At 73.0% G+C, this 12399-nt stretch carries 10 protein-coding genes; 1 reads left to right on the forward strand and 9 read right to left on the reverse strand.

Going from position 1 to position 12399, the window contains the following annotated elements; all coding sequences use genetic code 11:
• Positions 1-37: 37 nt before the first annotated feature.
• Positions 38-1138 (reverse strand): multiple monosaccharide ABC transporter substrate-binding protein, encoded by a 1101-nt coding sequence (chvE, locus tag ACFYYN_RS23385; RefSeq protein ID WP_500547379.1) that lies wholly within the window; start codon positions 1136-1138, stop codon positions 38-40.
• Between the two features lie 274 nt (positions 1139-1412).
• The gene (gene panD / locus ACFYYN_RS23390) at positions 1413-1835 is read right to left on the reverse strand and encodes an aspartate 1-decarboxylase (protein ID WP_500547380.1); all 423 of its coding nucleotides are present in this window, start codon (positions 1833-1835) and stop codon (positions 1413-1415) included.
• 212 nt (positions 1836-2047) lie between these two features.
• Between panD and ACFYYN_RS23395 the strand changes: the two genes are divergently transcribed.
• Positions 2048-3853, forward strand: a complete 1806-nt coding sequence (locus ACFYYN_RS23395) for an AMP-dependent synthetase/ligase (protein ID WP_500547381.1) — start codon at positions 2048-2050, stop codon at positions 3851-3853.
• On the opposite strand, the gene ACFYYN_RS23400 is transcribed toward ACFYYN_RS23395, so the two are convergent.
• The 7 genes from ACFYYN_RS23400 to glyA all read right to left on the reverse strand — a co-directional run bounded on the left by ACFYYN_RS23400 (position 3832) and on the right by glyA (position 12350).
• Complete coding sequence (locus ACFYYN_RS23400; protein ID WP_500547382.1) at positions 3832-4362, reverse strand: NUDIX hydrolase; 531 nt, start codon at positions 4360-4362, stop codon at positions 3832-3834. The two genes, ACFYYN_RS23395 and ACFYYN_RS23400, sit on opposite strands and share 22 nt — an antisense overlap.
• 17 nt (positions 4363-4379) lie before the next feature.
• Complete coding sequence (locus ACFYYN_RS23405) at positions 4380-5582, reverse strand: globin domain-containing protein (RefSeq protein ID WP_500547383.1); 1203 nt, start codon at positions 5580-5582, stop codon at positions 4380-4382.
• Between the two features lie 89 nt (positions 5583-5671).
• Positions 5672-6121 carry an RrF2 family transcriptional regulator gene (locus ACFYYN_RS23410; protein ID WP_500323110.1) on the reverse strand — a complete coding sequence of 150 codons (450 nt, stop codon included), beginning with the start codon at positions 6119-6121 and terminating at the stop codon, positions 5672-5674.
• 61 nt (positions 6122-6182) lie between these two features.
• Positions 6183-6776 carry a sarcosine oxidase subunit gamma gene (locus ACFYYN_RS23415; RefSeq protein ID WP_500547384.1) on the reverse strand — a complete coding sequence of 198 codons (594 nt, stop codon included), beginning with the start codon at positions 6774-6776 and terminating at the stop codon, positions 6183-6185.
• A complete protein-coding gene (locus ACFYYN_RS23420) occupies positions 6769-9822 on the reverse strand; it encodes a sarcosine oxidase subunit delta (RefSeq protein WP_500547385.1) in 3054 nt (1017 codons plus the stop codon). The genes ACFYYN_RS23415 and ACFYYN_RS23420 overlap by 8 nt, the downstream gene beginning before the upstream one ends.
• 12 nt (positions 9823-9834) lie before the next feature.
• Positions 9835-11067, reverse strand: a complete 1233-nt coding sequence (locus ACFYYN_RS23425; RefSeq protein ID WP_500547386.1) for a sarcosine oxidase subunit beta family protein — start codon at positions 11065-11067, stop codon at positions 9835-9837.
• Positions 11064-12350, reverse strand: a complete 1287-nt coding sequence (gene glyA / locus ACFYYN_RS23430) for a serine hydroxymethyltransferase (RefSeq protein WP_500547387.1) — start codon at positions 12348-12350, stop codon at positions 11064-11066. The genes ACFYYN_RS23425 and glyA overlap by 4 nt, the downstream gene beginning before the upstream one ends.
• Positions 12351-12399: the final 49 nt, after the last annotated feature.

Below are 12399 nucleotides of genomic sequence, written 5' to 3' on the forward strand. Positions count from 1 at the left end.
TTGTGTTCCTCCCGGCCCCGCGTACGTGCGCTTTGCGTCAGCCGAGGTCGGACGCGTTGATGTAGCCGCTCTTGACCAGCAGCTTCTCGTAGTTGCCCTTGTCGACGCCGACCGGGGAGATCAGGTACGACGGCACGACCTTGTTGCCGTTGTCGTACGTCGAGTTGTCGTTGATCTCCGGCCGCCTGCCGCTGAGGATGTCCTGAGCCATCTGGACCGCGCGGGCCGCGAGCTTGCGGGTGTCCTTGTAGACCGTCATGGACTGCTCGCCCTTGATGATCTCCTTCACCGAGTCGACCTCGGCGTCCTGGCCGGTGATGACCGGCATCGGCTTGGCCGTGGTGCCGTAGCCGTTGGCCTTCAGCGCCTGGATGACGCCGCGGGCGATGCCGTCGTTGGGGGCGAGGACGGCGTCCACGGTGGAGCTGCCCTTGTAGTGGTTCTTCAGCCGGGTCGCCATCGACTCGGTGGCGATCGCCGCGTCCCAGTGGAACGTCGCCACCTGGCTCAGGCGGGTCTGGTCGCTCTTGACGACCAGCTGGCCCTTGTCGATGTAGTCCTGGAGGACGTCCATCGCGCCCTTGAAGAAGTACGAGGCGTTGTTGTCGTCGGGGTCGCCGGCGAAGACCTCGAGGTTGTACGGCCCGTTGCCGGACTTCAACCCGAGCTTCTGCTCGATGTACTTGCCCTGGATCGTGCCGACCTGGGTGTTGTTGAAGCTCGCGTAGTAGTCGACGTTGCTGGAGCCCAGCAGGAGGCGGTCGTAGGCGATGACCTTGACACCCGCCCTCGACGCCTTCTGGAGGGCGTCGCCGAGCTCGAATCCGTCGACCGCTCCGATGATCAGGAGCTTGTCGCCCCGGTCGATCATCGCCTCGACCTGGTCGACCTGCGTGTTGACCTTGTCGTCGGCGTACTGCAGGTCGGTCTTGTACCCCTGGGCCTTGAACAGCTTGGACATGTTGTCGCCGTCGGCGATCCAGCGGGTCTGCTTCTTGGTGGGAAGGGCGATGCCCACCGTGACTTCGCCGCCCTGCCCGCCCGAATCGCCGCCGCAGCCGGTGGCCGCTGCCGTCAGGGAGAAGGTGAGGACCACCAGGGACGCGGTACGCAGCCTGGCAGTTCTGCCAGCGTGCATGGGACTCAGTTCCTTTCGGGCCGAACAAAAGTGTGCTCTCATCGCCCACCCCCGAGAGCGACAGTGTCCGGGCCCGTCACGGAGATCCGTGGCAGCCCAGCGATCCGCCGGAGCCCGGTGAACTGCTGATGCGTCAGGCCCGAGGAATGCTGTGGGAGGACGACGGCAGCACGCCACGCTCCCGGTCCCGGCGAGGCCCGTGACCACCGGACCCCACCTGGACGGATACCTCGAAGTTGGATCCGGACAATAGCACAGCCACTCGTACGGACGTTCAGCCGACCGGCACCGCGTTCGGGCTCGTCTGGGTTCCGCTCCCGGGGACCGGCTCGGAGGCGTCGGCGCCCAGCGCGACGATCCTGTTGTCGGCGTCGACGTGCACCACCCGCGGCCGCAGCGCGCGGGCCTCCGCGTCGTCGACCTGCGCGTAGCTGATCAGGATGACCAGGTCCCCGGGGTGCACCAGGTGCGCGGCGGCACCGTTGATGCCGATCACCCCGGAGCCGCGGCGGCCCTCGATGACGTAGGTCTCCAGTCGGGCGCCGTTGGTGATGTCCACGATGTGGACCAGCTCGCCGGGCAACAGGTCGGCGGCGTCCATCAGATCGGCGTCGACGGTGACGGAGCCGACGTAGTGCAGGTCGGCCTCGGTCACGGTGGCACGGTGGACCTTGGACTTGAACATGGTGCGCAGCACGGCTCACACTCCTGATGCGGACGGTCGCGTCCCGGTCGGGGTACGCGCCTGATGAGGCCATGATAGTCGGCGCGAACCACGGGCCCCGAGGTGCCCGTTCGCGTCAGTGACTGCCGCTTCCGCCCCACCTCTAGGCAAGTGGACCAATAGCCGGATATCTTCCCTGCCTGCCGCCTCGCCGCGGCGTGGCACAGGCTCGGGGAAGGGGCGCCGTGCGCGAGTTCAGCCTTCCGCCCCGGGCGGAGCAACTGCGGTCGGGGGGACTCGCCGACTCGGTGTACGACGCGGCCGACAGGCGCCCGGACGCGGCCGTCCTGGCCCGGCGCGAGGGGCACGAGGGCGATCGCTGGCAGGAGGTCGGCGCCGCGGCCTTCCGCGACGAGGTGGCCGAAGTGGCCCGCGGTCTGGTGGCGGACGGTGTCCGCTTCGGCGAGCCGGTGGCGGTGATGGCCCGCACCCGGTACGAGTGGACGCTGTTCTCCTACGCGCTGTGGTCGGTGGGTGCCCGGATCGTCCCCGTCTATCCCACCTCCTCGGCCGAGCAGGTCCGCTGGATCCTCGCAGACTCCGGGGCGGTCGCGGTCGTCGTCGAGCACGAGGACCACGCCATGACGGTGGGCGCCGTCTGCGACACGCTGCCCGCGCTGCGCCGGATCTGGCAGCTGGACGCGGGGTGCGTCCCGTGGCTGGCGGCGCTGGGCCGGCAGGTCCACCCGGTGATGCTCGACCAGTTGCGCTGGGCGGTCGAGCCGCAGTCGGTGGCGGTGATCGCCTACACCTCGGGCACCACGGGGCCGCCCAGGGGCTGCCTGATCACCCACGCCAACCTCGCCGCCGAGTGCGACACGCTGCTGGCCGGGTACGGCTCGATCTTCGCCCCGCCGGGGGTGCGGCCGTCGGTGCTGGCGTTCCTGCCCATGTCGCACATCTACGGGCTGATGGTGACCACCTGCGCGGTGCGCGGGGGCGTGCTGCTCGGTCACCAGCCCGACCTGACACCGGGCGAACTCCTCCCGGCGTTCCGTTCCTTCCGGCCGACCATCCTGCTCGCCGTCCCGTACGTCTACGAGAAGATCATCCAGGGCGCGCGGAACACCGCCGCCCGCGGCGGCAAGGCCCATGTCTTCGACCGGGCGGCGGACGTGGCGGTGCGCTACGCCGAGGCCGTGGAGCGGCACGCGCTGGGCTCGGGTCCGGGGCCGGGACCGCTGCTGCGGGCGGCGCACTCGGCGTTCGACCGGATGGTCTACCGGCGGATCCGGGACGTGCTGGGCGGGCGCGTGCACTACACCGTCTCAGGCGGGTCCCCGCTCAGCCGTGAACTGTCGCTGCTGTTCGCGGGTGCCGGGCTCACCATCTACGACGGGTACGGGCTGACCGAGACCACGGCCGCGGTGACCGCGCAGCCGCTGGGGAAGGTGCGCTTCGGCACCGTGGGCCGGCCGCTGCCGGGCAGCGCGGTGCGGATCGCACCGGACGGCGAGGTGCTGGTGCGGGGGACGACGGTCTTCGCCGGCTACCACGCCGACCCGGTCGCGAACCACGAGGTGTGGCGCCGCGGCGGCTGGATGGCCACCGGCGACATGGGCTCGCTCGACCCGGACGGGTACCTGACGATCACCGGGCGGAAGAAGGACATCATCATCACCAGCGGCGGCAAGAGCGTGGCGCCGCTGGTGCTGGAGGAGCGGCTGCGCGCGCACCCGCTGGTCTCGCAGTGCATCGTGGTCGGCGACAACAGGCCCTTCGTCGCGGCGTTGATCACCCTGGACCGGGAGGCCGTCCAACTGCGGACCGCGATGGCCGAACCGGACGTGCACGCCGAGGTCCAGCGCGCGGTGTCGATGGCCAACGCGGCGGTCTCGCGGGCCGAGTCGATCCGGGCGTTCCGCATCCTGCCGCACGAGTTCTCGGTGGAGAACGGGATGCTGACGCCCTCGCTGAAGCTCCGCAGGAACACGATCGTCAGCGAGTACGCGGCGCAGATCGAGTCGATCTACTCCTCTCCGGCCCCCTGACCGGCTCCGCCGGCGCCGCCCCCGTCGATCAGCCGGCGCAGCCGGTCGAGGAACGTCCGCTGGGCGGAGAGGATCTTCCCGTGGGCGGCCGGGCCGAGCGGGAACCACGCGGCCCGGTCGACCTCGGGGAACTCCCGGACCCGGCCCGAGCCCCGGGGCCACTCCATGGAGAAGGTCCCGGGCACCACGAGGCCGGTGTCGAGGTCGCCCTCCAGCGCCCAGACGGTCACGACCTTCCCGTTGGGCTGCAGGTTCTCGCCGAGCGGCAGCAGCTCGCCCTGCGGCACGGGCAGGCCCAGTTCCTCCAGGAACTCGCGCCGGGCGGCCGCCTCGGCGGTCTCGTCGGGCTCGTACTCGCCCTTGGGGATGGTCCAGGCCCCGGCGTCCTTGGAGGACCAGAACGGGCCGCCCATGTGGGCCAGCAGCACCTCGGGCGCGCCGCGCGGGGTGCCGCGGAAGAGCAGGATCCCCGCGCTGCGCTTGACCGCCTTGTCCGCCTTGTCCGCCATCCGACCAGTGTGGCCGGTCAGCCGCGGGCCAGCCACAGGTCGGGGCCGAAGACCTCGTAGTGCACGTCCGCGGCGGGCACGCCGCGTTCGATGAGCTGGCTGCGCACGGCGCGCATGAAGGGCAGCGGGCCGCACAGGTAGGCCCGCAGGCCGTCCGGCAGGTCGACGCCTGACAGGTCGACCCGGCCGGTGCGGTCGCCGGGGACGGCGTCGGTGCCCGGGTCCTCGTACCAGAAGTGGGCGCTGCCCCCGGAGAGCTTCTCGGTCAGGGCGCGGTGGTCGGCGGCGTGGGCGTGGTGCCGCGGCGTGCGGTCGCCGTGGACGACGGTCACGGGGGCGCCGTAGCCGTCGCCGGCGAGCCGGTGCAGCATGGCGAGCATCGGGGTGCAGCCGATGCCTGCCGAGGCGAGCAGCAGGGGCCCGCCGTCGTCGTGGAGGACGATGTCGCCGTAGGGGGCCGACAGCTCGACCAGGGCGCCCTCGCCCACGTGGTCGTGGAGGTGGCCGGAGACCTCGCCGGCCGGATCCCCGGCGACGCCGCGCTCGCGCTTGACGGTGATCTGCCGGGTGGTGTCGCCGGGGGCGCCGGAGAGGCTGTACTGCCGGATCTGCCGGGCACCGTCGGGGAGTTCGACGCGCACCGAGACGTACTGGCCGGGGCCGAAGTCGGGAAGCGGCAGGCCGTCCGCGGGACGGAGCCGGAGGGAGACGACGTCCTCGGTCTCCTGCACCTTCCCGGCGACCTCCCAGGGGCGCCAGGTGTCCCCGGCGAGGACGCCGTGCTCGGCGTACAGCCGCTGCTCGATGGCGATGAGGGCGTTCGCCATCAGCCAGTAGACCTCGTCCCAGGCGGCGGCGACCTCCTCGGTGACGGCGTCGCCCAGCACTTCGGCGATGGCGGCGAAGAGGTGCTCCTGCACGACGTGGTACTGGCCCGGGGTGATGCCGAGCGACGCGTGCTTGTGGGCGATGCGGGAGAGCATCGCGTCGGGGCGCTGTCCGGGGTGCTCGACCAGGACGGTGGCGAAGTGCGCGATGGCTCCGGCGAGCGCCTCGCGCTGCGTGCCGGCCGCCTGGTTGCCGCGGTTGAACAGGTCCCTCAGCAACTCGGGGTGGGCGGCGAAGAGCCGGTCGTAGAAGAGCGCGGTGATCTCGGAGATCGCGCCGCCGACGGCGGGCAGGGTGGCGCGGACGGTCGCTGCGGACTTCTCGCTGAGCATGGACGGGCTCCCTAATTGGTATCTGATACTCGCATTAAAGGACGTGCGAAGGCCCGCCCTCGGCGGGCGGTCGGTTCGGACGGGCCGGGTCAGCCCCGCGGACCGGGCGGGCCGGAGCCGACCAGCCCCACCAGGACGGGTCCGGTGGGCGCGGCGGTCAGATCCGCGACGGTGAGCGGGTCCAGGGAGGCGTAGAAGGCCTCCTGCGCCCGGCGCAGCGCGCCGCGCAGCCGGCAGGCACCGGCGAGCGGACAGGGCGTCTCGCCCTCGCAGTCCACGACGTCGCCGACACCCTCCAGCTCCCGCACCAGGCGGCCGACCGAGGCCGTCCGCCCGGCGGCGGTGAGCTCCAGGCCACCGCCGCGCCCCCGGCGGGTCTCGACGACCCCGAGGTGCTGCAGCCGGGCCACCACCTTGGCCAGGTGCGAGTACGGGACCCGCATCGCCTCGGCCACGTCCCGGGCGGTGGACGGCTCGTCCTTGACGGACAGGGCCATCACCGCGCGGAGCGCGAGGTCGGTGGACTTCGTCAGGCGCATACCTTGAGGCTAGATAATGCGCATCAGGGATTCAAGTTAAGAGGGGGGCGTGCGGCCCACGTCACACGTACTCCGTGGCGGCGTCCAGGAGCCAGTCGGCGAGGTACCCGGCGAAGGAGGAGCGGACCAGTACCCAGAAGCCCGCCCGCACCTCCTCCCTGGCCACCAGCACCACCTGGGCGCGGGCCAGCGCGGTCTGCGCGCAGCGGCCGGCGGTGAACGCCCGCGGGTGCAGGTCGAGCGAGCAGCCGTGGGCCAGCAGGTCGCGGGCGCGGGGGCCGGAGACCAGCAGGGTGGTGCGCTGGGCGGAGACGTCGGTGACGGAGACGTGCGCCTCGCCCGCGGCCTTGCGCAGACGGGCCTCCAGATCCTCCTGGGCATCGGGCGGCCCGACGACCAGCCACTGGTCGGGGCCGAGCCACAGGACCGCCAGGTCCCCGGTGCGGACGGCCGTGCAGGGCTCCAGGGGCAGCGGTGCGCCCAGGGCGAGCCCGGCGGCCTCGGCAGCCGGGCCCCGGAAGTCCAGGCGCAGGTCGATCTGCGTGAGGAAGGGCAGTTCGGCCAGGCGCAGGGCGCCTCCCGAGGCGCGGGTCGCGGCGGCGAGCCGGCCGGCCGCGGCCGACAGCGGACTGAGCCGGGCGACGGTGTCAGCCATCACGGCGGGCCCCCTCGGGGTCGTAGAGGACGGGGGAGGCGACGGTCACGGGCACCAGACGGTCGCCGACGGGCGCGTACAGCCGCTCCCCCATCCGCTCCCGGCCGCCCTTGACCAGGGCGAGCGCGAAGGTGCGGCCGAGGGCGGCACTGCGGTAGCTGGAACTGACGTGGCCGAGCGCCGGGACGGGCGGTCCGGGCAGTACCGGGTCCGCGACGAGGTGGGTGCCCTCCGGGAGCAGCAGGCCCGGGTCCTCGGGCAGCAGGCCGACGAGGTGCTTGCGGTCGGGGCGTGCGGTGTCGGTGCGGGTGTGCGACCGCTTGCCGATGAAGTCGCGCTTCTTCTTCGACACGACCCAGCCCATGCCGAGGTCCTGCGGGGTGACCGTGCCGTCGGTGTCCTGGCCGACGATCGGATAGCCCTTCTCGGCGCGCAGCACGTGCATCGTCTCGGTGCCGTACGGGGTGGCGCCCGCGGCCCGCACCGCCTCCCACAGGGCCGTCGCCCGCCAGGGCAGTACGTTGATCTCGTACGCGAGCTCCCCGGAGAAGCTGATCCTGCACACCCTCGCCGGCAGCCCCGCCACCGTCGCGTCGCGCCAGGCCATGAAGGGGAAGTCGGCGTTGTCCACGGCCAGTCCGGGGGCGAGCGCGCCCAGCACCTCGCGCGAGCGCGGGCCCACGAGGGCGACGGTGGCCCACTGCTCGGTCACCGAGGTGCAATGGGCGCGCAGTTCCGGCCACTCGGTCTGCAGCCACTCCTCCATCCAGTCCAGCACGGCCGCGGCGTTGCCCGTGGTCGTCGTGACCAGGAAGCGGTCCTCCGCGAGCCGGATGACCGTGCCGTCGTCGAAGACCATGCCGTCCTGGCGGCACATGACGCCGTAGCGGATCATGCCCGTGCGCAGGGTGGACATCAGGTTGGTGTAGAGCCGGTCCAGGAGCTCCGCCGCGTCCGGGCCCTGGACGTCGATCTTGCCGAGGGTCGAGGCGTCCATGAAGGCCACGTCCTCGCGGGCGGCCCGGCACTCGCGAAGGACGGCCGCCGCCATGTCCTCGCCGGGGCGAGGGTAGTACCGGGGGCGTTTCCACTGCCCCACGTCCTCGAAGACCGCGCCTCCGGCGAGGTGGAGGTCGTGCAGCGCGGTCACCCGGACCGGGTCGTGGAGCGCGCCCCGGTCGCGGCCCGCGAGCGCGGCGAAGGACACCGGCGCGTACGGGGGGCGGTACGTCGTCGTGCCGAGCGCGGACACCTCCACGCCGAGCAGGCCCGCGACGACGCCCGAGGCCAGGACGCCGGAGGTCTTCCCCTGGTCGTTCGCGGTGCCCGCGGTGGTGTACCGCTTGGTGTGCTCCACCGAGCGCATCCCCGTGCCGGCCGCGCGCGCCAGGTCGGCCACGGTGACGTCGCGCTGCAGGTCGACGAAGCGCGGGCCGGGGGCCGGGACGGGGACGTCGAAGAGGGCGGTCGGCGGGCGCCCGGGTCCCGGCTCCGCCGGGGGGACGAGGGGCCGCGCCGGCGTGAAACCCTCGGCCGCGAGCGCGCGGGCGGCGGCCGCCACTCCCTCCGCGGGTGTGGCGGCGAACTCCACTGCCTGGTGCGTCGATCCGGGCACCGGGACGAAGGTGCCGAGGGCCCCGTCGTACCGCAGGGCACCGCCCGCCTGGCTGTAGAGGTGGCCCACGGGGTTCCAGCCGCCCGAGACCAGCAGCAGGTCGGCCTCGATCCGCCGGTCGCCCACCAGGACGGCCGTCAGCCGGTCCGTCCCCTCGGTGCCGGTGACGTACGCGCCGTCGCGCGCGTCGACCACCGCCGCGATCTCCACGCCGGCGGCGGCCAGGTCGCGCACGACGTCGCCGGTGCTGTCGTTGGTGGTGAACACGACGGCCCGGCGCCCGGGTACGACGCCGTAGCGGCGGACGTAGGCGCGGGCCGCTCCGGCCAGCATGACGCCGGGCCGGTCGTTGTCGGGGAAGGCCAGCGAACGCTCGTGCGCGCCGGTGGCGAGGACGACCCGGCGGGCGCGGACGCGGTGGACGCGTTCGCGGGACACGCGGGCGGGGGCGGCGGCACCGAGGTGGTTCGTGCGCCGCTCGACGGCGAGGACGTGGTTGTCGTCGTAGTGGCCGAAAATCGTCGTACGGCGCAGGACGCGGATCCCGGGTTCGGCGGCGAGGAGGGCCTCGGTCTCCGCGACCCAGTCCAGGTGCCGTCCGCTGCCGAGCAGGCTGCCGCCCGGTTCCGGCTGGTCGTCGGCGAGGATCACCCGCGCCCCGCTGCCGGCCGCCGCGGCCGCCGCCGCGAGCCCGGTGGGGCCCGCTCCGACGACCAGCAGGTCGCAGTGGGCGTGGACGGCGTCGTAGCGGGCGGGGTCGGGCTCGGTGGCGAGCCGGCCCCGACCGGGCAGGCCGGTCGCCACGAGGCCGTGGTACAGCTCGACGGTCGTCGCGGGCAGCATCGGTTCGGGGAACGGGAACTCGATCTGCACCAGGGCGTTGGGCTCCTCCACCCCGGCGGAGAAGATGCCGCGCGGACGCCCCAGCCTGATGCCGGTACCGGTGGCGACGACCCCGTGGGCGAGCAGCGCGGAGGCGAGGGTGTCCCCGCGGTAGCCGGTGTACGTGGTGCCGTCGAAGGTGAACGTCAGGGGCGTGGCGCGGTCGATCCGCCCGCCCTCGGCGAGCCGGAAGGGCTGTGCCGGGTCACGCGCGGGCCGCAGGGCGGGGGCCGGGGCGGCCGGCGCGCGGGACGGCGTCGGGCCGGCGGGCGGGGACGCGGCCGGGCCGAGGTCCGGGGCGGACGCGCCGGTGACGAAGCGGTTCGTCGCCGTGTCGCGCACCGCGTCGAACCAGCGGCGGCAGCCCGCGGTGTGCATCCAGCGTTCGGCGAAGGGACCCTTGGGGTTGTCGCGGAAGAAGAGGTGGCGGGCCCACTCCTCGTCCGTCAGGGCCGCCGGGTCGCGCGGGTAGGCGAGGTGCGCCTGACCGCCGTAGTGGAACTCGGCCTCGTCGCGGGGCCCGCACCAGGGGCAGGGGATGAGCAGCATCGATCGGGCTCCTCAGTGGGCGACCGCGGCCGCGCCGTGCTCGTCGACGAGCGCGCCGGTGGTGAATCGTTCGAGCGAGAAGGGCACGGCCAGGGCGTGCGGGCTGTCGTGGGCGATGGTGTCCGCGTAGACCCAGCCCACGCCGGGGGTGGCCTTGAAACCGCCGGTGCCCCAGCCGCAGTTGAGGTAGAGGCCGTGGACCGGGGTGAGGCCGACGATCGGCGAGGCGTCCGGGCTGACGTCGACGATGCCGCCCCAGGTGCGCAGCAGGTGGGCGCGGGCGAAGACCGGGAAGAGTTCCAGCGCGGCGGCCATCTGCCGCTCGATGACGTGGAACGCGCCGCGCTGGGTGTAGGAGTTGTAGGCGTCGATGCCCGCGCCCATGACCAGTTCGCCCTTGTGGGCCTGGCTGACGTACACGTGCACCGCGTTGGACATGACGACCGTGGGGTGCACGGGCTCCAGGAGTTCGCTCACCAGCGCCTGCAGCGGGTGGCTCTGCAGCGGCAGGTCGAAACCGGCCATCCGCGCCAGCACCGAGGTGTGGCCGGCCGCGCAGAGCGCCACCTTGCCCGCGGCGATGGGCCCGAGGTTCGTCCGTACGCCGGTGACCCGGCCGTCGTGGACGTCGATGCCGGTCACCTCGCAGTTCTGGACGAGGTCGATGCCGGCCGCGTCGGCCGAGCGGGCCAGGCCCCAGGCCACGTGGTCGTGCTTGGCGATCCCCGCGCGGGGCTGGTAGGTCCCGCCCATCACCGGATACCGCACGTCCGGCGAGGTGTTGACGATCGGGCAGACCTCCTCCACCTGCGCGGGGTCGAGCCACTGGGCGTCGACTCCGTTCAGCCGGTTGGCCTCGACCCGGCGGACGCCGTCGCGTACGTCCTGGAGGCTGTGGGCGAGGTTGAGGACCCCGCGCTGGGAGAACAGGATCGGGTAGTCCAGTTCCTCCTCCAGGCCCTCCCACAGCTTCAGGGCGTGCTCGTAGATGCCCGCGCTCTCGTCCCAGAGGTAGTTGGAGCGGATGATCGTGGTGTTGCGGGCCATGTTGCCGCCCGCCAGCCAGCCCTTCTCCAGCACGGCCACGTCGGTGATGCCGTGGTTGCGCGCCAGGTAGTGCGCGGTGGCCAGGCCGTGCCCGCCGCCGCCGACGACGACCACGTCGTAGGAGCGCTTGGGTTCGGGCGTGCGCCAGAGGAACTCCGGGTGCTCGGGGAGGTCGGCACCCGGGGTGCGCGGGGTCATCGGGCGTCGTCTCCGTCCTGCGGCAGGTGCGGGTAGAGCGGGTGCGCGGCGGCGAGCGCCTCGGTGCGGGCCCGCAGCGCGGGCAGGTCGGGCGCGGGGCCCAGGGCGAGCGCGACGACGTCGGCGACCTCGGCGAAGTCGTCCTCGGTGAAACCGCGGGTGGCCAGGGCGGGCGTGCCGATGCGCAGCCCCGAGGTGACCATGGGCGGGCGCGGGTCGAAGGGGACGGCGTTGCGGTTGACGGTGACGCCGATCGAGTGCAGCAGGTCCTCGGCCTGACGGCCGTCGAGGGCGCAGGCACGCAGGTCGACGAGGACGAGGTGCACGTCGGTGCCTCCGGTGAGCAGCGACACGCCCGCCCGCGCGGCGTCGTCCCGTGTCAGGCGCTCGGCCAGGATGCGGGCACCGGCCAGGGTGCGGGCCTGGCGTTCCCTGAACTCCTCCCCCGCGGCGACCTTGAAGGAGACCGCCTTCGCGGCGATCACGTGCTCCAGGGGGCCGCCCTGCATACCGGGGAAGACCGCCGAGTTCAGCTTCTTGGCGAGGTCCGCGTCGTCGGTCAGGATCACTCCCCCGCGCGGGCCGCCGAGCGTCTTGTGGGTGGTCGCGGTGGTGACGTGGGCGTACGGGACGGGGTTCGGGTGGAGCCCTGCGGCGACCAGGCCCGCGAAGTGCGCCATGTCGACCAGGAGCAGCGCCCCGACCTCGTCGGCGATGCGGCGGAAGGCGGCGAAGTCCAGCTGCCGGGGGTACGGCGACCAGCCCGCGATGATCATCTTCGGGCGGTGTTCCTTGGCGAGCCGCTCGACCTCGTCCATGTCGACCCGGTGGTCGGTCGCGGAGACGTGGTACGGGACGACGTCGAGCATCTTCCCGGAGTAGTTGAGCCGCATCCCGTGCGTGAGGTGGCCGCCGTGCGCGAGGTCCAGCCCGAGCACGGTGTCGCCGGGCCGCAGCAGGGCGAAGAGCACGGCGGTGTTGGCCTGCGCCCCGGAGTGCGGCTGGACGTTGGCGTACGCGGCGCCGAAGAGGGCCTTGACGCGCTCGACGGCGAGCCGCTCGGTGACGTCGACGTGCTCGCAGCCGCCGTAGTAGCGGCGGCCGGGGTAGCCCTCGGCGTACTTGTTGGTCAGCACCGAGCCCTGGGCCTCCATGACGGCGGCGGGCGCGAAGTTCTCCGAGGCGATCATCTCCAGGGTGGACCGCTGACGGGCCAGTTCGGCGCGCAGCGCGGCGTGCACCTCGGGGTCGAGTTCGGACAGGCGGGCGGTCAGCGGGTTCATGCGCGGGGCTTCCTCTCAGCGGCGGCGTCGGAGGTCTCGCGGTGGTGCC

Origin of the sequence: Streptomyces sp. NPDC001902 (genome assembly GCF_042891295.1) — a bacterium.
In the GTDB taxonomy this organism is placed as follows: domain Bacteria; phylum Actinomycetota; class Actinomycetes; order Streptomycetales; family Streptomycetaceae; genus Actinacidiphila.